The 24,236-nt window shown below is 38.8% G+C and carries 19 protein-coding genes and 1 riboswitch; of the genes, 11 read left to right on the top strand and 8 right to left on the bottom strand.

Going from position 1 to position 24,236, the window contains the following annotated elements:
• Nucleotide 1 precedes the first annotated feature (1 nt).
• Nucleotides 2-1,171 (top strand): iron-containing alcohol dehydrogenase, encoded by a 1,170-nt coding sequence (locus BN1068_RS08110; RefSeq protein WP_077602351.1) that lies wholly within the window; start codon nt 2-4, stop codon nt 1,169-1,171.
• Between the two features lie 43 nt (nt 1,172-1,214).
• Here the strand turns inward: BN1068_RS08110 and BN1068_RS08105 are convergent, their stop codons facing one another.
• Together BN1068_RS08105 and BN1068_RS08100 are read right to left on the bottom strand one after the other, a co-directional pair.
• On the bottom strand, nt 1,215-1,460 hold the full coding sequence (locus BN1068_RS08105; protein ID WP_077602350.1) for a YuzB family protein: 246 nt from the start codon (nt 1,458-1,460) through the stop codon (nt 1,215-1,217).
• 333 nt (nt 1,461-1,793) lie between these two features.
• Complete coding sequence (locus BN1068_RS08100) at nt 1,794-3,002, bottom strand: MFS transporter (RefSeq protein ID WP_077602881.1); 1,209 nt, start codon at nt 3,000-3,002, stop codon at nt 1,794-1,796.
• 466 nt (nt 3,003-3,468) lie between these two features.
• Here BN1068_RS08100 and BN1068_RS08095 point away from each other — a divergent pair, with 466 nt between their 5' ends.
• The 9 genes from BN1068_RS08095 to BN1068_RS08055 all read left to right on the top strand — a co-directional run bounded on the left by BN1068_RS08095 (nt 3,469) and on the right by BN1068_RS08055 (nt 13,484).
• Nucleotides 3,469-4,350 (top strand): DUF1002 domain-containing protein, encoded by an 882-nt coding sequence (locus BN1068_RS08095; protein ID WP_077602349.1) that lies wholly within the window; start codon nt 3,469-3,471, stop codon nt 4,348-4,350.
• 256 nt (nt 4,351-4,606) lie between these two features.
• Nucleotides 4,607-5,458 carry a 3D domain-containing protein gene (locus BN1068_RS08090; protein WP_077602348.1) on the top strand — a complete coding sequence of 284 codons (852 nt, stop codon included), beginning with the start codon at nt 4,607-4,609 and terminating at the stop codon, nt 5,456-5,458.
• Nucleotides 5,459-6,017: 559 nt separating this feature from the next.
• Nucleotides 6,018-7,208, top strand: coding sequence for a glycine C-acetyltransferase (locus BN1068_RS08085; protein ID WP_077602347.1), 1,191 nt, complete (start codon nt 6,018-6,020; stop codon nt 7,206-7,208).
• A 36-nt stretch (nt 7,209-7,244) separates the two neighbouring features.
• The gene (locus BN1068_RS08080) at nt 7,245-8,195 is read left to right on the top strand and encodes an L-threonine 3-dehydrogenase (RefSeq protein ID WP_077602346.1); all 951 of its coding nucleotides are present in this window, start codon (nt 7,245-7,247) and stop codon (nt 8,193-8,195) included.
• 336 nt (nt 8,196-8,531) lie between these two features.
• Nucleotides 8,532-9,113, top strand: a complete 582-nt coding sequence (locus tag BN1068_RS08075) for a TetR/AcrR family transcriptional regulator (protein ID WP_175637108.1) — start codon at nt 8,532-8,534, stop codon at nt 9,111-9,113.
• Nucleotides 9,114-10,394: a cytosine permease gene (locus tag BN1068_RS08070; protein WP_077602344.1), complete on the top strand. Its 1,281-nt coding sequence runs from the start codon at nt 9,114-9,116 to the stop codon at nt 10,392-10,394.
• Nucleotides 10,395-10,399: 5 nt separating this feature from the next.
• A complete protein-coding gene (locus BN1068_RS08065; RefSeq protein ID WP_077602343.1) occupies nt 10,400-11,491 on the top strand; it encodes an S-methyl thiohydantoin desulfurase family protein in 1,092 nt (363 codons plus the stop codon).
• Nucleotides 11,488-13,032, top strand: coding sequence for a hydantoinase/oxoprolinase family protein (locus BN1068_RS08060; RefSeq protein ID WP_077602342.1), 1,545 nt, complete (start codon nt 11,488-11,490; stop codon nt 13,030-13,032). Before BN1068_RS08065 ends, BN1068_RS08060 begins: the two co-directional genes overlap by 4 nt.
• A 191-nt stretch (nt 13,033-13,223) precedes the next feature.
• Nucleotides 13,224-13,484, top strand: a complete 261-nt coding sequence (locus tag BN1068_RS08055; RefSeq protein WP_077602341.1) for a hypothetical protein — start codon at nt 13,224-13,226, stop codon at nt 13,482-13,484.
• Between the two features lie 185 nt (nt 13,485-13,669).
• On the opposite strand, the gene BN1068_RS08050 is transcribed toward BN1068_RS08055, so the two are convergent.
• A complete protein-coding gene (locus tag BN1068_RS08050) occupies nt 13,670-15,295 on the bottom strand; it encodes an ABC-F family ATP-binding cassette domain-containing protein (protein ID WP_077602340.1) in 1,626 nt (541 codons plus the stop codon).
• 582 nt (nt 15,296-15,877) lie between these two features.
• Between BN1068_RS08050 and BN1068_RS08045 the strand changes: the two genes are divergently transcribed.
• Complete coding sequence (locus BN1068_RS08045; RefSeq protein WP_077602339.1) at nt 15,878-16,456, top strand: hypothetical protein; 579 nt, start codon at nt 15,878-15,880, stop codon at nt 16,454-16,456.
• Between the two features lie 297 nt (nt 16,457-16,753).
• On the opposite strand, the gene BN1068_RS08040 is transcribed toward BN1068_RS08045, so the two are convergent.
• From BN1068_RS08040 to BN1068_RS08020, 5 genes are all read right to left on the bottom strand, one after another.
• Nucleotides 16,754-17,413 (bottom strand): YpmS family protein, encoded by a 660-nt coding sequence (locus BN1068_RS08040; protein WP_077602338.1) that lies wholly within the window; start codon nt 17,411-17,413, stop codon nt 16,754-16,756.
• A gap of 17 nt (nt 17,414-17,430) precedes the next feature.
• Nucleotides 17,431-18,333, bottom strand: a complete 903-nt coding sequence (locus tag BN1068_RS08035; protein ID WP_254846733.1) for an SGNH/GDSL hydrolase family protein — start codon at nt 18,331-18,333, stop codon at nt 17,431-17,433.
• Between the two features lie 277 nt (nt 18,334-18,610).
• The gene (locus tag BN1068_RS08030) at nt 18,611-20,272 is read right to left on the bottom strand and encodes an O-acetylhomoserine aminocarboxypropyltransferase/cysteine synthase family protein (protein WP_077602336.1); all 1,662 of its coding nucleotides are present in this window, start codon (nt 20,270-20,272) and stop codon (nt 18,611-18,613) included.
• Nucleotides 20,273-20,363: 91 nt separating this feature from the next.
• Nucleotides 20,364-20,461: riboswitch (SAM riboswitch) on the bottom strand.
• A 429-nt stretch (nt 20,462-20,890) separates the two neighbouring features.
• Nucleotides 20,891-22,294, bottom strand: a complete 1,404-nt coding sequence (locus BN1068_RS08025) for a glycoside hydrolase family 1 protein (RefSeq protein ID WP_077602335.1) — start codon at nt 22,292-22,294, stop codon at nt 20,891-20,893.
• Between the two features lie 13 nt (nt 22,295-22,307).
• Nucleotides 22,308-24,236 (bottom strand): beta-glucoside-specific PTS transporter subunit IIABC, encoded by a 1,929-nt coding sequence (locus BN1068_RS08020; protein WP_175637107.1) that lies wholly within the window; start codon nt 24,234-24,236, stop codon nt 22,308-22,310.

The following is a 24,236-nucleotide window of genomic DNA, read 5'->3' as shown; positions in this document are numbered from 1 at the left end:
TATGGAGAATTTTATCTATCACAATCCAACAAAACTTATTTTTGGAAAAGGCCAGATAGAAAAGCTGTCTGATGAAATTCAGCCTTATGGAAGCCGCATCCTGATGGTATATGGCGGCGGAAGTATTAAAAGGAATGGCATCTATGACCGTGTATTGGAAGAATTGGAAAAAATCCACGCGGAGGTTTTTGAACTGTCCGGGGTGGAACCCAACCCACGGGTTTCTACTGTACGTGAGGGAGTCAGCATCTGTCGTGAGCAGAAAATTGATTTTATTTTAGCTGTAGGAGGAGGCAGTACGATTGATTGCACGAAAGCAATCGCTGTCGGTGCTGTTACAGACGCAGATATGTGGGATGTTGTGACGAAAAAAGAAAAGCCTGCAGGCGCACTGCCATTTGGAACCCTTCTTACTTTGGCTGCTACAGGCTCGGAGATGAATTCCGGCTCTGTTATTACCAATTGGGAAACGAATGAAAAGCATGGGTGGGGCTCTCCTTACACTTATCCGAGATTTTCTATTTTAGATCCTGTGCATACTTTTTCTGTACCGAGAGATCAAACAATTTATGGATTAGTGGATATGATGTCACATGTGTTAGAGCATTATTTTCATCATGAAGAAAATACACCAATTCAAGACAGATGGTGTGAGGGTATTTTGTTAACATTAATTGATGTGGGTCCGAAGCTTTTGGCAGATCCTGAAAATTATGCATATAGGTCTACAGCGATGCTTGGCGGAACGCTTGCTTTAAATAATATGTTGAATTTAGGCTATCGCGGTGATTGGGCTACGCATAATTTAGAGCATGCTGTATCGGCTGTCCATGATATTCCGCATGGTGGCGGTTTAGCTATTCTGTTCCCTAATTGGATGAAGCATGTACTGGACGAGGATAATGTACAGCGTTTTAAACAATTTGCTGTCCGTGTCTTTAACGTCGATACAAGAGGAAAGTCAGATAAAGTAGTCGCCTTGGAAGGGATTGACTGTTTACGTGCATTCTGGAATGAACTCGGCGCACCATCCAGACTGGCAGACTATGATATAGATGAGTCGACTCTGGAAGAAATGGCAGAGAAAACCGTGACTGCAAACCCGACATTCGGTAACTATCGCTCTTTAACCAAAAAAGACTCGATGGAGATTTTCGAAGCAAGTCTATAATTTCCCGGGAAATATTGTCGAAATATGCAAAAAGAGCTTGCAGTTATTCATAAACTGCAAGCTCTTCTTTAATTTGCAAACGTATTTTATCAAGACATTCTTCCGGCGTCTTTCCAAACACACGTTTATTATTTACCAAGGCATATGGACGTACAGCACATAAGCCACAGAATGACAAGCATTCGTTCATTAGAACCGCAACCTCAGGGAATTCTTTCTCTAAGATGGATTCAATATCTATAGTAGTGATGGCATTTCCGTCACATATTTCGATGACAACGATACCCATTGCTATCACTTTCTTTCTACAAGAGGATGTTCAAAAAGTCCTCAAACGATAAGCGGCGAATCTCTGCGTTGACGTGGCTTTTCCGATGGGGCTGCGATTACTCGCCCCACCAAAAGCGTTACTCACGTATTTGAAAGCATAGAGGAACTTCTGCTAAGAGCGTCCACGTCCTGTGGACAACACAGAAGTCATCACATCCTGTGAAAGTCCGTTCGGAAAAGCCATGTCGCCTTGATCTTCTTGCTTCTAATTTGATTACTTTTTGAACTCATATTGTAATAATTAACCTTGCTTTGTTAGTTTTAGCATAATTATAGAAACAAATCAATATTTTTACCTGGAGGAGAAGGTATGTGAATGGGATCGTTTTGTATTAGGCTCATGCTCATAACGTAACCAGGCAATAAGCATAATAAAACCGCAAAGAATAAGCAGCAGCCCTGTTGTTAAAAAGACAGAAGAAAATCCCCAGGTAGCTGCAATTGTACCGCCAAGCATCGGCCCGATAATATTACCGAAAAAGCGTAAACTTGTATCGTAGCCAAGCACTTCTCCTTGCGTAGAAAGAGGTGCTTCTTTGCGAATATAGGCTACACGTATTGGAATAATCCCGCCAAGGAATAGACCAAGTAAGAATCGTAAAACGACCAATTGCCAAATGTTTGTTATGAACATACCCGGCAGGTAAACTAATCCGGATGCGAACAACATCACGATCAATACTTTTGTATAGCCATGGTTATCCCCGATCATTCCCCAGCGTCTGGTCATCATTAGATTTCCAACTCCTGTTGCTGAGAAAGCAATACCTGCAAAGAATGCCAGATTGACTGGCCCATGAATTTCTTCAACAAATAGTGATAAGATTGGCTGCACACTAAAGTGCGCTATCTGAACAAGGGCAGACATCAATAAAACAATCAATAAGATTGGTTTATTAAGAATATACTGCAAAACTTCTTTTCTTGAGTAGTTCTTCGTATCTTCCTCTTTTGAAAATTTAACCTGCATTTCTTTAACCCCGAAGATGACGAGCAATCCGGATATAAAGATAGTCGCTGCTACCCATTTAAAGGTGCTGGAATAACCAAATGCATCAGCAAGCGCTCCGCCGAGCAGCGGGCCCATCAAAGAGCCGGTAATTGTTCCTGTCTGCAGGGTCCCTAATACTCTGCCTGCGACTTCCTTAGGAGTCTGTGTTGCAATGAATGCCTGGGACATTGGGATAAAACCTGTTACAATTCCCATTAGCAGACGTAAAATAAATAATTGCCATACTGTTGTTGCGAAGCCCATTAAAAATACTGAAATTCCAATTCCTAATGCTGACATAACCATCAGACGTTTTCTTCCGAAGCGGTCACCGATTCTTCCCCAAATTGGTGCAAAGATAAATGCACTGATGAAAGTAACGGCAAAGGTTAACCCTGACCATGTTTGTACATAGGAAGCTGAAAAGTTGCCCATGGACTGAATGTACAAGGAAATAAAAGGCACAACCATTGTCATGCTTCCGCTAACAAAGAAATTAGCCAGCCACATAATCACCAAGTTCCGTTTTACTCCTGGATGTGTATTAATAACGTTCAAACCTTCTTTCTAGCTTTTTGCATTAACTGCAGATTCCTATACATTTATTCAGAATGGTATAAGCGCACGAGTACATATGAAAAAGGCATAAGTGCCAATGACCCATACCTTCTCTAAAACAATCTGCAGCCGTCCGTTTAAGTTTTGTAAATTCGTTGCGTTTACCATCTGTAGAATTCCCGTTCTTATAAAACAGGAGGACACGAAAATTCCGTCATCGTATCTTCATTTATTTCGCTACTCCAAATATACACAAACACGAACTAAATGAAAAGTTATCTGCTCACAAAAAATAAATTAATTGTTTAAAAACATGTAAACATTTTTTCCACAAGGTATAATAGATGACGATAGTTGCACTGCAACAAATATCAAAAGTAAGAGCGGGAAGCTCTTACGAAGAAAAGGAGTAAACAAAATGAATAAAAAGTTAGTATCGATGTTGAAATACGGTGCGCTAAGCTTCATATTATTTTTTAGCATCTTATTGCCAGTTTCAGCAACTTCTAATACTACAATTATCTATGGAGAAAAGCTTAACGACAGCCAGCGTACACAGGTCAGGGAAACATTGGGTGTTTCAGACGATGACACATATGAAGAGCATGACGTTACAGGCCAGGATTATGCTGATTTTATAAATGGAAATCCAGATTCAAATATGTACTCTTCTGCAAGAATTACTTTGGAGTCAGATGGCAGTGGACTGGAAGTGAATATTTTAACACCAGATAATATAACAGAGGTAACAAAGGAAATGTATATGAATGCCCTGCTGACAGCCGGGGCAGAAAATGCAACTGTCGATGTTGTATCCCCTGTGAGAGTATCAGGCCACTCTGCATTGACAGGAATTTATAAAGCCTATGATGTAGAAGGGGTAGAGTTAGACAAAGATCGGATGGAGCTGGCAAACGATGAGTTAGAAGTGGCAACGGATTTGGCCGACAATGATGATGTCAGCGATGAAGATGTAAGTACACTTTTAACAGAAATTAAGAAAATGATTGCTGAACAGAATCCAGTTACAAAAGAAGAAGTGGAGCAAATCGTGAATGAGCAGCTGAACAATCTGGATATTCAGCTGAATGACGCCGACCGGCAGATGCTTATTGATTTAGTAAATAGAATGAGAGATTTAGATATTGATTTTGGATCAATGAAAGAACAATTGGAGGATATTACAAACAACCTTGTCGAAAAGGCAGAAGATTTAGGTTTAGACGAAGGATTCTGGCAGAAAGTAGCGAACTTCTTCAGTGATATTTTCCGTGCGATTTCAAACTTCTTTAGCAGTTAATTGAATACTGGCAAGCGTTTGAGGAAGGGTTCTCTATAAAAAGAGAGCTCTTTTTTATTGTTACAGACACCTCCTTTTGACGTTGATTTGTCATAAAACAAGTAGTAGTGATCGCTTCTATAACAGAATTGTTACAAATGTAATAGTAAACGGGTATTATGTAATCATTGTCATTCACACTTAACCGTCCTGTAACTGTATTCTCTTGAATCCTGTGATAGGATAGTGATTGTGAAAAAACAAAGGAGGTTATCAGATGAGAAAACTCGTAGCAGCATTATCTGCTGGAATCATTATTACCGGTGCAGCTGCAACAACAGTTTCCGCTGAAGAAAATGAACATAAGGTCGAATCAGGAGAAAGCTTATGGAAGATTGCCGATCAATATGATACAAGCGTACAAAACTTACTTGATATAAATAGTCTTACAACAACGGTTATTCATCCGGAAGATGTTATCTATATAAGTCAACCAGATGAAGATGGGGAAGAATCTTCATTATACACAGTTGAAAAAGGTGATACACTTTCAGATATCTCTAAAGAATTCGGTGTATCCGTGAAAGATATAAAAGAATGGAATAAACTTTCTTCGGACATCATTGTTATTGGTGCTGAGTTATCAATAAATGGAGCAACTGCTGAAGCTGCAGAAGAGGAGCCTGCTGAAGAGCCTGCTGAAGAGCCGGCTGTAGAAGAACAATCTGCAGAGGAACCGGCTGAAGAACCTGCAGAAGAGGAAGTTGTTGTTGAACAAACTTCAAATGAAGAGTCAGCTTCTGAATCAGAAGAACAATCCTCTAATGAGTCTCCACAGGGAAAAACTATTTCTGTAGAAGCAACTGCATATACAGCAGGATGTAATGGATGCTCTGGAGTGACTGCAACAGGAGTAGATTTAAATGCAGATCCAAATGCAAAAGTTATTGCAGTAGATCCAAGTGTTATTCCACTGGGAAGTAAAGTATACGTAGAAGGTTATGGTTATGCAACAGCTGCTGATACCGGCGGTGCAATCCAAGGAAACAAAATCGATCTTCACGTACCATCACAAGAAGAAGCATTGAACTTTGGAAGACAGCAAGTTAACGTAACAATCGTAGAATAAAATTCACTTAAAATAGACAGTATAAAAGTAGCTTGAGAGTTTAGTAGAACTCTTAAGCTATTTTTTTATGCATAAAAAAAGGTACCACACTTTATTATATGAAGAAGCATGACACCTTGTGCTATTTTATTATTTCAGCTTTTTGTTATATAGATTGTTTTTAAACATCCTCTTAAACATATATGCTTTTATCTAAAACCAATGATCGCCTGATTGTTCCTTAGTAGTTGTGGATTTCTGTAGCAGTGGAAGCCGGATTTTGTTCAATTTCTTCATTACTATCGTTGTGAGCATTTGAATAACCCAAAGCCCCCACTGCGGCAATGACAAAAATGAACAAAGTAAGTAGAACCTTTCGCATGTTTCTTTTCAACCCTCCATCATAATCTTGAATAATAATCAACTATCTAAGTATAGGCTAAAGTATACATCTTGGCTAGCAGGAAAAACATTAATTTTCATATACATTTGCGAATTCTGTGAATGGTTGGATTGGATTACTTATATGTTATACTTGTAAGGGATTACATTTATGACGATTTAAGGGAGGATGATGTGTATGACAAGTCGGAATTTAGACCAGTTTCTAGAAAAAAATATTGCTGATTTAAAGGAGAATGGTCTGTATAACGAAATTGATACAGTGGAAGGTGCAAATGGCCCTGAAATTATGATTAAAGGGAAAAAGTTAATCAATCTTTCTTCCAATAACTATTTGGGCCTGGCAACACATCCGGAATTGAAGGATGTGGCGAAACGGGCAATTGATTCACACGGTGTTGGAGCCGGTGCTGTCCGTACGATTAATGGAACACTGGATTTGCATATTGAACTGGAAAAAAGAATTGCTGCATTTAAAGGGACCGAAGCAGCTATTGCTTATCAATCCGGTTTTAACTGTAATATGGCAGCTATTTCAGCGGTTATGGATAAAAACGATGCGATTCTTTCAGATTCTTTAAACCATGCCTCTATTATTGACGGCTGCCGTTTATCTAAAGCAAAAATTATCCGGTTTGAGCATTCTGATATGGATGACCTGCGTGCGAAAGCAAAAGAAGCTACAGAGTCAGGAGCATATAATAAAGTGATGGTGATTACAGATGGTGTTTTCTCCATGGATGGAGATATTGCCAAGCTTCCGGAGATTGTAGAGATTGCCGGGGAATTTGATTTAATAACCTATGTGGATGATGCACACGGCTCTGGGGTAACAGGAGCTGGCGCCGGTACTGTAAAGCATTTTGGACTGCAGGATAAAGTTGATTTTCAAATGGGAACGCTGTCTAAAGCAATCGGTGTCGTCGGCGGTTATGTTGCTGGAAAACAGGCACTGATTGATTGGCTGAAGGTCCGCTCCCGTCCATTTTTATTCTCTACAGCAGTATCTCCGGCAGATGCGATCGCAAGTACCAGAGCAATTGAAATTCTAATGGAAAGTACAGAATTGAATGAGAAGCTGTGGGAGAACGGGAATTACTTGAAAAAAGGATTAAGAGAGCTGGGCTTTGATATTGGAGCGAGTGAAACCCCGATTACACCTTGTATTATCGGTGATGAGAAGCAGGCGCAGACATTTAGTAAAAGGCTGTATGAAGAAGGGGTATACGCCAAAGCAATTGTGTTCCCGACGGTTCCAAGAGGCACTGGGCGTGTCCGTAATATGCCGACAGCAGCACATACGAAAGAGATGCTGGATCGTGCAATTGATATTTATGAAAAAATCGGTAAAGAAATGAAACTTATCTAAAAAGGTTCTTCAAAAAAGTAAGAGGAGTTTTCCGAGATGAAAAAAATTTTAGTGACCGGTGCATTAGGACAGATTGGGTCAGAATTAACGGAGCAGCTTCGCAGTACATACGGTGAAGATAATATTATTGCTTCTGATATCCGGAGACCTGAGAATCCGTCAGGAATATTTGAAGAAATTGATGTAACGAAGGAAAAAGAAATATACGAGATCTCTAAAAAACATAATGTAGATACAATTATCCATTTAGCTGCACTCTTATCAGCGAAGGCAGAAGCCTTTCCAAAAGTAGCCTGGGAAATTAATATGGGAGGACTTGTCAATGCTTTAGAAGCGGCTAAACAATTGGATTTGAAATTCTTCACACCAAGCTCAATTGGTGCATTTGGGCCGAGTACACCCAAAGACAATACACCGCAGGATACATTGCAGCGGCCAACAACAATGTATGGGGTGAACAAGGTAGCAGGGGAGCTTCTATGTGATTATTATTATTCCAGATTTGGGGTAGATACCAGAGGAGTCCGTTTTCCAGGTTTGATCTCTTACGTAACAGCTCCCGGCGGCGGTACAACAGATTATGCTGTAGAAGTATATTACGAAGCAATTCGGAAAGGAACCTATACTTCCTATATCGCGCAAGGCACCCATATGGATATGATGTATATGCCGGATGCTTTGAATGCAATTATTCAGCTGATGGAAGCAGACCCTGATCGATTAAAGCATCGAAATGCATTCAATATTACTGCAATGTCTGCTGCACCCGAGCATTTTGCAGCGTCCATCCGCAAGCAGATGCCGGATTTTGAAATGGATTATCAGGTCGATCCTGTCAGACAGGGAATTGCAGAGAGCTGGCCGGATTCGATTAATGCAGATGCAGCTAAGGAAGAATGGGGCTTTGAAGCAGTCTATGATATTGATAGTATGACAATAGATATGCTGGAAAAGATTCGTGAAAAAATAAAAAAGAATAGCGCCTAAAAGCATAAAATTATTTGAGCTGTTTCGGTGGAAATGCACTTATATATTTTTTAAAAGCACTTCTCATTATTTGAGAGGTGCTTTTTATAATGTACAGCAGAACGGAATTATTCAATTTTCTTCCAATTTTATCTAATAATCTAAAATGGAAGAGTATAATAATTTGAGCATAATTATACATTTTATCAAAAATAATAAATAGTAATAAATCATTACAATAGTATATCGAAAGCGTTATATTTCAGTATCTAATATAAAACTTCCAAAAAAATATACTTGAAAATGTATATTTAATCATTTATAATCTAACCTAACAATCATTAGGTGGTGAATTTTTTGACTAAAGAAAAGATTTTAAAAGCTGCTATTAATCAATATTCGCTCCACAATTATCATGGTGCGACCATGAAGAAGATTGCAGATGAAGTAAATATCAAACCGGCTTCTATTTATTTTTTTTATAAAAATAAAGAAGAGCTTTTCTTAGCTGCGTTTAAATGGATACTGGAATCTCACCTTACTTATATTCAGAATATTATGGGAGAAGTTATTGAACAGCCGATTCTGAATATTTACCAGACAATTATTCGAAAAACGGTCGCTTACCATAGAGAGAGACAGAATGAAACGAATGCTTATATTTCATTAGTTAACTCACCTCCGGCGGGAATTAAGCCATTCTTGCATGAACATATGCAACAATTTGATATATGGATGGAGCAAACATTGACAGAAAAGATGCAAAAAGAATATCCGGATATATCTAAAGAAAAAGCAATAATGTTAACCAAACAGTTTCTTATTATTATGGATGGGATATTCTGGGAGATAAATATTTATGAAAAAGAAGAATTAGAAAAACAAATGGAATATGCCATAAACATCATTGAATGTTTATTGAGAGAGGAAGTTAAATAAATGAACAACGATTTCGCGAGAGAGCCCGTACCACAAGAAGAGAGAAAACATTGGTTTACGATTTCGTTAGTATGGATTGCAGTAGGAATTGATTTATCCGCCGTTATTTTTGGTGTTGAATTAGGAAGTGGAATGGCATTTGGGGATGCGCTGATTTCTGTTTTAATCGGCTCCGGGATACTTGGAGTTCTGGCAGCTTTTTGTGCTTATGTAGGGACAGCGACCGGATTCTCTACTTCGATGATTTCCAGGTTTACCTTCGGAGCTTCCGGTGCAAAGTTTGTATCCTTTTTTATGGCGGTTGCTTTATTAGGCTGGTTTGGTGTACAGACAGGATTTTTTGCGGAGAATGCGTCAGCGATATTTCAGCATGCCTTCCATATAAATGTGCCATTACCATTATTAGCTGCTCTTGGCGGAATATTAATGACCTCGACAGCTATTTACGGTTATAAAGCAATTGAAAAGCTGAGCGCATGGGCAGTACCATTGTTGTTAATTCTCATTTTCTTAACAATTGGACTGGCAGTTAATAAGTATGGAACAGAAGCATTAAGTGCACCAGTTGATAATATTTTTACAATGGGGATGGCGATTTCTTTAGCAATTAGTGTATTTATTACGGGAGCGGTTATTTCTCCGGATATTTCCCGATGGGCCAAGACAAAAAAGGACGCTGTTTTAGCTTCTTTTATCGGTTTCTTTGTGGGTAACAGTTTTATGATTATTGTTTCTATGATTCTGTCACGAATTATGGACGAAGACAGCCTGACAACCATTATGATTATGGTAGGGTTAGGGGTTCCGGGTATTCTTGTTTTGATTTTAGCCCAATGGACAACCAATACGAGCAATGCTTATTCATCTGGATTGAGCTTTGCAGTCATTTTCACTAAAGTGCATAAGGGATTATTAACTTTGATTGCAGGAATTTTAGGAACGTTATTGGCAGTGCTTGGCATTTATGATAATTTTATTAACTTCTTAACGATTATGTCGATGTTTATCACGCCAATTGCAGGGGTTTATACAGCATCCTATTATTTTGGGAAACAGAAATATTTTACTGTAGCAGTTGGGCAGGATAGAAATTTCAAACTGCTCCCGCTGCTGGCATGGTTTTTAGGTGCAGCTGTGAACTGGATGACTTCCCCTGGACCAACAGGACTGGAGCTATTTAATTTTACAACAATACCGGCATTGGACAGCTTTATTGTTGCCTTTGTTGCACAGCTTATATTTATTCTAATTATGAAAGCTAACGAACAGAAAGGAAGATAAATTATATGAAATGGTTAAATGAGGAAGATATTCAGCATATTTCAATAGGCGCTGCTGTGTTAGGAACAGGTGGCGGCGGAGATCCCTATATCGGAAAAATGCTGGCATTATCAGCTATAAAAAAATATGGACCAGTAAAAATGGTTACATTAGAAGAACTGGAGGACGATCATTTTGTTCTGCCTGTTTCCGGAATGGGTTCGCCGAGTGTCTTAGTCGAAAAAATTCCTTCCTTCGATCAGCTGACAGCACCGTTGGAAGCATACGAAGAAGCGGTTGGAAAGAAAGTCGATGTCGTGATGCCAATCGAAATTGGCGGAGTTAATTCCTTGATTCCCGTTGCGGTTGCAGCGATGAAAGGAATTCCTATTTTAGATGGGGATGCGATGGGAAGAGCTTTCCCGGAAGCACAGATGGTAACCTTTCACTTGGATGGACTGAAGCCGGAGCTCGTTACATTAGCTGATGAAAAATCAAACGTCGTTTCTATTAAACCGGCAGACGGCATCTGGAGTGAAAAAATATCCAGGCAGATTACCATTGTGATGGGAGGTTCTTCTATTGTCAGTGATTATGGAATCAGCGGCAAGCAGGCCAAAGAAAGCGTCATCCCGGATACATTAACCTTAGCACAGCAAATTGGTGCATTATTGACAAATGAGCGGACAGCAAAAATCCATCCAATTGTACAAATGCTGGAAAAACTGAATGGATATAAATTATTTACAGGAAAGGCAATCCAAATTGAGCGGAAGATCCAAGGTGGATTTACGCGTGGAAAAGCAATCTTTGAAGGGTCGGATGAGGACAAGGAAAGCACCTGTCAATTATTTTTCCAAAATGAACATTTACTGGCAGAAGTGAACGGGAAGCCTGCAGCCATTACACCAGATTTAATCGCAGTACTGGATGAAGAAACAGGAATGCCGATTACTACAGAAGGGTTGAAATATGGTGCCCGTGTTGTAGTAGTAGCTTTTCCAGCTCACGAAAAATGGAGAACAGACATTGGCATTGAAACAGCAGGGCCAAAATACTTCCAGTATGACTATGAATATATCCCGCTCGAAACACTGGCGAAGGAGGCTGACCAATGATCAGATTAGGAATTGATGTAGGCGGTACGAATACAGATGGTGTGGTTCTTAGTGCAGATAATGAAATTTTAGCAAGTACGAAATCAACTACTACAAAAGATATATTTTCCGGTATTAAACAAACATTGGCTAAACTGATGGAAGAGTCAAAATTAAACGCTGAAAAAATAGATGTGGCAACACTTGGGACGACACATTGTACCAATGCCATTGTGGAAAGAAAAGGATTAAATCGTGTTGGTATAATCCGGATTTGCCTCCCATCAGGATCAGCAGTTACACCTTTGTTAGACTGGCCGCAGGATTTAGTCGATCAACTGGACCCGGTGACCCTTTTAATTCATGGCGGTTATGAATATAATGGTGAACCAATTGCTGCATTAGAGGAAAGTGAACTGCAAAACGCGGTGGAAAAACTAAAAGGAGAAGTAGATTCCATTGCTATTACAAGTGTTTTCTCTCCAGTTCAAAATGAACAGGAAAAATATGTTGCTGAATATTTAAGTAAAGCAATGCCTGAAATTCCAATTTCTATTTCAAGTGAAATTGGCTCTGTCGGCTTAATTGAACGGGAAAATGCTACTATCTTGAACGCTGCGTTAATGAGTACTATCCGCCGGGTATCGGAAGGTTTCCAGCAAGCCTTGGAACAAGAGGGAATTCAGGCAAAAATCTTCCTTGGACAAAATGATGGGACGCTGATGACGAATGAATACGCACAGAAATATCCGATTTATACTATTGCCTGCGGACCTACTAATTCCATTCGGGGCGCAGCTCATTTAACCAATGAACCGGATGCCATTGTTGTTGATATTGGCGGGACAACAACAGATATTGGTGTACTGGCCAACAGTTTTCCACGTCAAACATCCTTGGCCGTTGAAGTAGGGGGAGTACGTACTAATTATCGGATGCCGGATATTTATTCCGTTGGATTTGGTGGAGGAACAAGGATTCATCGCGAGGATAATGGCTGGAAGGTTGGTCCGGATAGCGTAGGATATCGCTTGATGGAGGAAGCCAAAGCGTTTGGAGGAGAGACATTAACTGCAACGGATATTGCCATTGCCAAGGGACAGGTTCATTTTGGCGAACCGGATATTGCCTCCTTCAAAGACCTCCCTGTTGATGATATTTATGAGACGATGACGCATGTGGTAGAAGAAGCAATTGACCGCATGAAAACCAATAGTGAAGATGCAACGGTGGTTTTAGTCGGTGGAGGAGCGGCACTTATGCCGGAAGCCCTCAAAGGGGCAAGTAAAGTGATCCGCCCTGCACATGCCGGTGTTGCAAATGCAATTGGAGCGGCTCTTGGAGATATCAGCGGCACCGTGGAACGAATTTATTTACTGGAGAATGACAGCTATGAAAACATTATAGAGAATGCGAAAGCAGAAGCAGTGAAAAATGCTGTTGCAGCAGGCGCAGATCCGAATCAGATTCAAATTATTCAATTAGAGGACTTCCCGTTAGCTTATTTACCGGGACAAGCATTGCTTGTTAAGGTAAAAGTGGCCGGGCCGCTTAAAATATAAGACACCGTCAAATCAGGGAGATTAATCGATTCAGAAGATTTCAGGACCATAAGAAATCCATTTATGAAGATGGGTTTCTTATGGTCTTTTTAGATAATCTTAAAATAGAGGTCAAATTATAATAAATAGGTACAGTATTCATCCTGTATAAAATATAATAGTTAGTCCAATATAGAAAAGGGAGGTGCGCAATGAAAAAGATATTATTAATCATTGCCGTTACAATTATTTCTTTCAGTTGTTTTGCGATTAATACTTTGGCTGAAGAAGATGATTTTACATCTAAAAAACCAATGACTGAAGAAGAAGTTTATAAGGGAATGGGATATTCTAAAGATTTAAGTAAAATTATAAATATATTTGAAGAAAAATTTGAGTATATATTATATTTAAGAGCTAACGGTAAATACGACAAAAAATCGTTAATTCGTATTGCCGATTCTTTAGAATAATATCAACCATTACTGACGGTTGGATTATTTAGTAGTGGTTTCTTATTTTATACATATAAAAGGTACCTGATCATTAGCGCTTTTTAATGCTTTTAAGTTAAATTTTCTTATCCTTATATAAGAAAAAAGACTCCGATAAATTCATTTACCGAAGTCTTTATGCTTTCTATAAAAAAGCCCAATAATTATGCAGTTACATACATTTCTTTCACTTGCTTTTGCAGCTTTTTATCCTGAACGTATTCATCATACGACATTTCTTTATCGACAATACCAGCTGGCGTAATTTCCATAATACGATTGGCGATACTGTTGATAAATTCATGGTCATGTGATGTAAAGACAATGGATCCTTTGAATTTAACGAGCCCATTATTTAATGCCTGAATAGATTCAAGGTCAAGATGGTTCGTAGGCTCATCTAAAATAAGCACATTCGATTTGGAAAGCATCATTTTAGACAGCATACAGCGAACCTTTTCTCCCCCGGAGAGTACATTTGCTTTTTTCTTCGCTTCTTCTCCGGAAAATAGCATTCTTCCTAAGAAACCGCGCAGGAATGTTTCTGTTTCATCCTCAGGAGAATACTGGCGGAGCCAATCTACCAGCGTTAAATCAGACCCGTCAAAGAACTCAGAATTATCTTTTGGGAAATAAGATTGGGATGTTGTAATACCCCATTTATAGGAACCTTCATCCGGCTCCAATTCACCAGAAATAATTTGCAGTAAAGTTGTGTTGGCAATGTCATCTCTTCCGACTAATGCCACTTTATCATTTGGATTTAAAATAAAATTCACTTTATCTAATACTTTTACCCCGTTAATTGTTTTAGACAGATCCTTCACCTGTAATAAATCATTTCCAATTTCACGCTCTGGTGTAAAGGCAATGTATGGATATTTTCTGGAGGATGGTTTAATATCATCCAATGTAATATTATCCAGCATTTTTTTACGGGAGGTCGCCTGCTTGGACTTCGAAGCATTTGCGCTGAAACGTGCGATAAATTCTTTCAGCTCGTTGATTTTTTCTTCTTTTTTCTTATTAGACTCTTGAGCCATACGAGAAGCAAGCTGGCTGGATTCATACCAGAAATCATAGTTCCCTACATAGAGCTGAATTTTTCCGAAATCGACATCCGCAATTTGTGTACATACTTTATTTAAAAAGTGACGGTCATGGGATACAACGATAACCGTATTTTCAAATTGAATAAGAAATTCTTCCAGCCATTGGATTGCCTGAATGTCCAATCCGTTTGTAGGCTCATCAAGAAGAAGAATATCGGGATTACCGAATAAGGCTTGCGCAAGTAGTACTTTTACCTTTTGTTCCTCAGGAATTTCGGCCATTTTTAAATCATGAACAGATTCTTCTACACCAAGACCTTTAAGAAGCACGGCTGCGTCAGATTCCGCCTCCCACCCGTTCATTTCTGCAAATTCACCTTCCAGCTCAGCGGCACGGATACCGTCCTCTTCGCTGAAATCTGCTTTCATATAAATAGCATCTTTTTCCTGTTTCACTTTGTACAAACGCTCATGACCCATTAATACCGTTTCCAGCACAGGATGCTCTTCATAAGCATAGTGATCCTGTTTTAAAACAGTCAGACGCTGCCCTGGTGTCAGAGACACATTCCCGGATTGCGGCTCAATTTCACCAGAAAGAATTTTTAGGAAAGTAGATTTTCCTGCTCCATTTGCTCCAATAACACCGTAACAATTTCCCGGTGTAAACTTTAAATTTACATCTTCAAAAAGCTTCTTGTCACCATATCGTAAACTAACATTAGTTACTGTTAACATTTTATTAATTGCCTCCATTAAATCATTATCAAAATAAGCTTACGTTATTTACGGAAACAATGCAAGATAAGACCGCTATATCTATGAAAGTATCTCAATTTTCAGCTATATAGAGATATAGACCTGAAGGCTTAGTTGAAAATATGACGCTGGGTTATTCCGGATGGATAAAATAACCGGTAAGATAAAAATAACTTAAAAATAAAGCGGAAGAACACAAAGCTTCGTTATTAGTAATCTTCATCAAGCTGAGAAAAGGAGGAGTGCAAATGGGTGTGGAAATTTTACCGCAAGAGGATGCTATTTCAGATAATTTTCATATACTGATAAATAAGAACGAGCTAATGACAAATTAAATAATCCATTGAAACTTTTTGCCATTTAATACGTAATTAAATGTATAACAGAATAAGAGAAATCACCATTAATCATATCCTTTTTTAAATAGAAACAAGTCTACTTAAAGGGAATATATACCAGATAAGGAATACACTTATCAATTTTTGCACCAGCTATTGTATATTAAAATATTTTTGTATATATTAATAAAAAGGGGTATGTCCGAAGAGGGGGAACAAGTAGATGAAAAGCAAGACGGTTTATTTGCTGTTTACTGATACAGGAAGCTATCTGTCACGATTGATTCATCTGTATACCCAAGAGCCTTTAAACCATGTTTCTATTGCTTTAGATAGAGAATTGACAGAGGTTTACAGCTTTGGGAGAAAACAGCCTGATAACCCATTCATCGGTGGCTTTGTGAAAGAGGATATTTTTTCACCATACTTAAATCACTCCATGTGTGAAATTTATGAGCTTAAAGTGACCGACAAAGAATATGAATATATTAAATCCTTTATTCAAAATATAGAGATTGACAAAGAAAAATACCGGTATAATTTTATTGGTTTATTTGGAGTCATGATGAAAATAAAAATTACACGGCAGACAGCCTTTTTCTGTTCACAATTTGTGGCAACCATTTTACAGGATGTGACGAGCCTTTCTTTAACAAAAGACCCTTGCTTTACAACTCCGGAGGATATTCGAACTGCTCCGGATCTAAAGCTTGTTTATGAAGGGGTATTGTTACATTATCAAGATGAAGATTCTTTATCATCAACAGAGCAGCCATCATTATCTTATATTTCTAATTTATAGGTGTGTGTTCAAAAAGTCCAATAAAGATGACACGGCGAATTTCTGCGTTGACGAGCTTTTTCCGATACTCACGTATTATAAAGCATACGCTCCGTTCGTAAAAAGCTCGTCGCCTTGAACTTCTTGGTCCTATTTATCAGACTTTTTGAACGCCCTCTTATAGTGTTGAGATTAAAATCTTAAAAACCCGGGCATTTGTGCTTCCTTACCAGTATAAGGAAATACAGACTTTGCTAAAATATGATTACAAAAAGCACGGAGCTTCCTGAATGGAGGCTCCGTGCTTTTTGTTATACTTTATTCAAACAGGCTCTGCATTGCTTCTTTTGAGAAATCCTGAATGCCGAGTGTTTCATAAGGAACGACCAGCTTCATGGTAATATTATTCGCTTCTAAATCCATATGCTGTACAGCTACATCGAAATTCCCCTGCAAATTCATATCTGTTACAGCTACATAAATCTCCTGGCTGTCCGGATCTATCGTAACCCATTCAGGTGTTGGTAAAAACTTATCCATATATTCCATGATTTTTTTGTTTGGCAGCTCTAAAAGCCCGACAGAGATAGACTTCAGCTGTAAAACAAGATCTCCGTTAGCCTGTTCAATCGGTTCAAAACGGACGGAGAGAGGAACTGTAGCGGAGAAAACAGGCAATTCTCCCATCAGGTGTACATCATCCTCAAGAAAAATACGGTAATGATGATCTGTGCCCTCAAGCAATTTCTCAATGTAAGCATTGATTAAATTGTTTAAGTTTTGCTTGGTTGTCTGAATGTAAAACTCAGAGCTTTCCTGATCATCTATCACAGCATTTTGCGGAAACTCGTTTTTGGAAACCGGCCAAAAAATAAGCGCCAGCAAAAGGAGTAAGACAGCTGCATTAAAGATAAGGAGAGTGAAAAAGCCGGCTTTCCATTTATTATTTATTTTTATTTGTCTATTTTTTACTCTCATTGTGTTTTCATCCCAACTTAATTAAAATATTCCAGAATACGCTCAGCCATTAAATAATATCCATCATAATTAGGATGGAAGTTATCGTCTGAGAATAAATTTGCCGTCTCGTCTTCAAATAAATCGTCAATTGGTACAAAGGTGCTGTCGTCGTACTGATTGACTGTCTCTCTTCCTATAGTATTCCAATCAGCAACAATCTGGTCCAATTCTGGAATGTCCTCAAAATAATTTTTAAAAGGATTAAATATGCCTAATAGATAAATAGAAGCGTCAGCATTAATAGAACGAAGCTTATCGAATATCTCACTGAGCCGTTCTTCGTAGAAAGACTGTTCCTCATTGAAATAGCTGATTTCCAAATCCATAATATTTTCCTTTAACACCTGCATAATATCATTTGCACCGATGGTAATGATAATAATATCCGCTTCTTCTAAAGCATCGGTCAATTCAGGCTCTTCTTCCAGACGGGTCAGCAGCTGATCAGAGCGGTTTCCACGTTTTCCAAAGTTATCAAAATGGACATTTGTATCAAGGGCCTGAAGTGTCCTGTCTAATATCCCGACATAGCCTCCCTGATTTGTGTCATCTCCCACGCCCTGGGTCAATGAATCACCGAGTGCGACAATATCTACATCTTCCTCAGAAGCAAATTCAAATGTATTTTCAAAGGGTTCATCGACAGCTAATTCCTCATTTTCTTGTTCATCCACGTCCCCCATAACTTCCTCGCTGCCGTCTTCTGTATCTTCTTCCTTATTTTCCGCTGGTTCAGGCGTAATTTGTTCTTTCAGCGCTTCTTCTCTTTCCCGTTGTTCAGAGCTTAATTGAAAATATGGAAGCTGTAAAATCGAAAAAACAGCTATAATGATAATAAGAATGGAGCTGATAAGAATAAGCCATCTTTTTTTCGTCATCTTCATGATCACACCTACGTGTTCTTTTCTTCTAGTTTATGTTGAAACAAAGAAAATTACTTAAGTAAAATAATTTGATAGAGTAGATGTTTATTATTTATATTCCTATTTTAATCAAGGATCATAAATAATAAACAGGTTTAAATGAAAAACGCCTTCTAATTTTATGTAGAAGACGCGGCTAAATATCATTATAACATAAAAATACCCGTCTTTCTTAACAATAAAACATCAAATGTTCTATAGAGGAAAGACGGATCTTGTATAATTATTTTAATTAATTTCTGAAACTGCGTAATTCCAGAGCAAATTTTGCCGGCTGGATATTGGAAAGAATAAATACTTCAGATGTTACATCAGGGCTTGCATCTGTAAACAAAATAGTACCCTGGTAAGCTGCATTTTCTTCCGGTGTCGGCTTTCCTTCTTGCAGCCAAATCGCATCCGCCCCGGTTAGTATGTCTGTTGTTATCTCATCTATATCTGTTGCAGGAATAACCTCATAACCTAATTTATATAGAGGTGCAATATCCTCGTCCGAAATGCCGACAGCTACAATACGTTTTTTACGGACACCTTCACTGCGGTCAAAAGGAGATTGCAGCAGATTTGTTACCGCTGTTTCCTCTGCAGATTTCTGATTGCCCTGTGATTTTCCGGTCGCTTTATCAATTGCCTGATCCAGATCAGCTACGATATCATCAAATGCTTCTAAACCAACAGACAGACGAATTAATTCTTCTGTCGTACCGCTTTTTGCCAGGTCCTCATCTGTTAATTGCTGATGAGTTGTAGAAGCAGGATGGATAATAAGCGATTTTGCATCACCGACGTTGGCAACGTGAGACCAGAGTTCTACATTATCAATTAAGGTACGGCCGGCATCACGGCCTCCTTCAATACCAAACGTAATAACAGAACCAAAACCGCCTTTTAAATACTTCTGGGCAAGCTGGTGAGATGGATGTGATGGCAGCCCCGGGTAGTTGATCCATTCTACAGCAGGGTGTTTTTTCAGATAGGCAGCCAGTTTTTCTGCATTTTCACTATGTCTTTTGATGCGTAAATGTAAGGTTTCCAATCCCTGAAGCAATAAAAAAGCGTTTTGCGGACTTAGAGCAGGTCCAATATCACGTAATAATTGGACACGCAGCTTTGTAATAAAGGCAGCCGGGCCTAAGTCAGCATATTTTAAGCCGTTATAGCTTGTATCCGGCTCGATAAAATCAGGAAATTTTTCATTGTTCCAGTCAAATCTGCCGCTGTCGACAACAACTCCGCCAATTGTTGTGCCGTGTCCGCCAATCCATTTCGTTGCAGAATGCACAACGATATCTGCGCCCCATGTTAATGGTTTGGAAACATAAGGTGTAGCAAATGTATTATCAATAATTAAAGGAATGCCATGATTATGAGCAATATCAGCAACGGTTTCCACATCAAAAACATACAGGCTCGGATTTGTAATGATTTCACCGAAGATTGCTTTTGTTTTATCTGTAATCGCAGCTTCAATTGCTTCTGGATCTGTTCCGTCTACAAATTTCACATCGATTCCATAGCGGGGGAGCGTGTTGGCAAATAAATTATAAGTGCCGCCATATAGATTGCTGTCTGCAATAATTTCATCACCGGCACGTGTAATATTGAGAATGGCCATGGTAATGGCTGCCATCCCTGATGCCACACCTAAAGCTCCGACCCCATCTTCTAATTGGGCGATCCGCTGTTCAAATGTATCGACAGTTGGATTCATTATTCGTGTGTAAATATTTCCAGGCTCTGCCAGCCCGAATAAGTTTTGCGCATGCTCTGTGTCACGGAATACGTAAGAAGTAGTTTGATAGATCGGTACGGCACGGGATCCGGTTGTTGGGTCAGGAACCTGGCCTCCGTGTAATAAAATTGTTTCATCTTGCTGGACTGGATGATTTGACATTTTATTTCCTCCCTTTTTTAGATGCCTTCTGTTACTAAAAAAGAGCTCTCTTCTTTTAAGAAGAGAGCTCTTGTCGTCGACTTGGAACTCTCTCTTATCTTTCAGATTAATCTGTAGGATTTGGCACCAGTTTTTGTTCAGGTTGCCGGGCTTCACAGGGCCTATTCCCTCCGCCGCTCTTGATAAGAGATTATGCTAAATATTTAGAAATTACTAGAGAGTATATAATTATAGAGATTAAATGTCAAGTAGTTTACTATGAATTAATAGGGTTTCATTTTTAAAAAGGAATGAGAGGGGAATTACTGATGAGTAAAATCCACGATAGTAAAATTTTAAATTACCAAATAAGATATATTCTTCATTTGGATTTAATGGATGGGTTCTTTCGGAAAGGTGCGTTCTGGAGTAAAGGAAGACATAGATGATACTTCCCTGTATTAAATACAAAAAACATCGATTAGTAATGTTAGATAAGCACCAAAACAATACTATGAATCTCAAGAATGTAAATAATAAAGCTGCCCCAATATAATTACTTGGAGCAGCTTTATAAAATTGATATGCAACTAATAGAAAAGCTTTCATTACCTGTTGATTTGAATAGTTATGAACACATTAGTTAAGCCCATTTTGCTCAATTAAATCTTTATACCAATAAAAGGATTTTTTCTTCGTCCGGTTTAAAGTACCTTTTCCTTCATTATCTCTATCAACATGAATTAGACCATATCTTTTGGACATCTGTCCTGTACCTGCACTTACAAGATCAATGCATCCCCAGGCCGTATAACCAAAGCAGTTTACGCCGTCTATTGTAATGGCGTCCTGCATCGCTTTAATATGAGCTTCCAAATAACTGATTCGATAATCATCTATGATTTCGCCGTTATCTTCTATCTTATCGACAGCGCCAAGTCCATTCTCAACAATAACTAAAGGTTTTTCGTAACGGTCGTAAAGAACATTCAGGCCAAATCTTAAACCTAGAGCGTCAATTTGCCAGCCCCATTCGGATTCTTCCAAATAAGGATTGCGTTCACCGAGAATACCATTACCTTCACTTAGATCTTTATCTTTGTTATTACTCATGGTCGTAGATGTATAGTAACTAAATCCTAAATAATCACAAGGATAATCGGCAAGTAACTCTGAATCTCCTTTAGCAAAGTGTACATTAATAGCTTGAGCCGCAAAATAGGCGAGCATTCTTTCCGGGTAATAGCCTTTCAATTGTACATCCGCAAAAAATAGCTTTTGAAGCTCCTTTTGTTTTGCTACAAAAACGTCTGCCGGTTTAGCAGTCAGCGGATAGATAGGAGCGTAGCCAAGCATCGCTCCTATTTGATTGTTGGGATCCACTTCATGCCCATGTTTCACAGCTAAGGCGCTCGCTACAAACTGATGGTGGATCGCCTGATATTTTTCTTCATCTGTGGCATCGATACGAATACCGAGTGCCATCTGCGGCAGAAACATAGCCATATTAATTTCATTAAAGGTCAGCCAATATTTTACCTTGCCTTTGTAACGCTTGAATAAAACCTTTGCATAATTAGCATAGAAATCAATAAGCTTGCGATTTGCCCATCCGCCATATTCATCAATAAGGTATTGAGGCATTTCAAAATGAGAAATAGTAAGAATCGGTTCTATTTGATGCTTGATCAATTCGTCGATGACGTTGTCGTAAAATGCCAACCCTTTTTCATTTGGCTTAGTTTCATCTCCATTCGGAAAAATCCTTGACCAGGCGATTGACATACGATACGTTTTAAAGCCGGCCTCTGCAAACAAAGCAATATCCTCTTTATACCTATGGTAGAAATCGATCGCTTGATGAGACGGAAAATAGGAATCCTCCGGGGCATTCTTAGCATATCTTTTTTGGATATCCCTTGACGCAATCAGCCCGTCTACATAAGAAGGTCCTTTTCCATCTTCATTCCAGGCGCCTTCAATTTGGTTCGCAGCAGTAGCACCGCCCCATAAAAATCCTTCAGGCATATTTGTTTTAGACATGATTTATCTCTCCTTACTCAATTTCAAAAATAGTATTAGCTGGTGTGACCTTTTGATTGATATGCTGTTTCTCAATATGATGGAAGTCTTGCGTGTTTGTTATAATCGTAATAACCGTCGGATCATAAAGCTCAGCGATTTTCTCCACTTCCATGGTTGCCAGCACCGTTCCTTTACTTACCTGATCTGTTGCCTTGACAGTTGTTTCAAAGTATTTTCCTTTCAGTTCCACTGTATCTATTCCGATATGGATCAATAGTTCAATACCTTCTTTTGTTTTCAATCCAATTGCGTGTTTGCTGTCTGCTACATACATGATTTCTGCATCAACAGGTGCAACGACCTCTCCCATGCTGGGCGTTACTGCATAAGAAGTTCCCATAATTTCTTTGGAGAATACTTTATCATTAACATCTTCAATCGGAACGGCTTTCCCGGTTACAGGGGAGACAATTTCCTTTTTCTCTGTCAAGGTCACAGGAGCATTATCTGTGTTTGAATCAGACTTTGAAGATTTTTGTTTGTCTGCTGTGCCTGTACCCATTTCCTCTTCCAATTTTTCTTCAGGGATATCCTCGAATCCTAAAATAAGTGTAAGAATAAAGGCTAGCACAAAACTTAATGCAAAACCACTAATAGCAATAACTACGTTCCAAATATTCCCTGGCTCTACATAAGCAGTCAAAGAGATAATACCTGTTAAGAAGGCGAAACTCTTCAAGCCGAATCCTACAACGATTGCACCACTGATTCCTCCGGCAATTAAACAAGCATAGAAAGGACGTTTTAGTTTAATATTGATTCCATACATCGCCGGTTCTGTGATACCTAATAAGGCAGACACACCGGATGAAGTAGCCAATTCTTTCATTTCTTTGTTCTTTGATCTGAAAGCAACGGCGAAAGCAGCTCCACTTTGGGCAACATTGGTAACTAATGCTACAGGGTTTAACATTTTATCATGGCCGAGTAAAGCAAAGTTATTGAATACCAGCGGGAATAACGCATAATGCATACCTGTCATAATAATTAATGGCATCGTGGCTCCGAGTAAAAGCCCGGCAATAATTCCTGCATGATTAAACAGCCAGCTGATTGCAATCGCTAATACTTCACCAATATAGTTACCGAGCGGTCCTAATACAACTAAAGTGGCAACGATAACAATAATAAGCGTGAACATAGGTGTAAACATGATACTAAGTGATCTTGGTACTATTTTTTTAATCGCAGGCTCTACATAACTTAATAACCAAACACCTAAAATAATCGGTATTACGGATGAACTGTAATTTAAGAATGGTACATTGACTAATCCAAATAACGTAATAGGGTCTACTTCTTGTCCGGCTGATATCGCGTTATAGGAGCCCAAAATCGTTGGGTAAAGCATCGAACCAGCTACTGTAATAGCTAAGAAGTTATTTGTTTTAAATATCTTGGCAGCTGAAGAGGCCAGCAAGAAAGGTAAAAAGTAAAACGCACAGTCAGCGACAATAAACAGAACCTTATAAATATCTGCTTCTTCGGACAACCAGCCTAATCCTGTACATAGCGTAAGCAAACCTTTCAATAGACCTGCTCCGGCGATAACTGGCAGAATCGGTGTAAAAATTCCTGAAATGGTTTCCATTATTGTTGAAATAACACCTGAGCCTGATTTATTGGAGCGGTCGGATTTGTCATTCTGATTTCCGAGGGGCCCTGTAATTTCTGTAACTTCAGCATAAACTTTTGCTACTTTATTACCGATAATGATTTGTAATTGTTCTCCTGAGAATTGCGCTGTTACAACGCCTTTTATATTACTTATTTTTTCAACATCAACCTGGTCTTTTTTATGGACGAACATTCTCAGCCGGGTGGCACAATGCCAGACATCTGTAATGTTGTCCTTTCCTCCAACCAAATCAATAATCTGATTTGCTATATCTTTTTCCAT

The organism is Oceanobacillus sojae, from assembly GCF_900162665.1.
Lineage (GTDB): Bacteria > Bacillota > Bacilli > Bacillales > Amphibacillaceae > Oceanobacillus > Oceanobacillus sojae_A.
The sequence above is the reverse complement of the archived record's forward strand: the minus strand, read 5'-3'. Positions and strand labels throughout refer to the sequence as shown.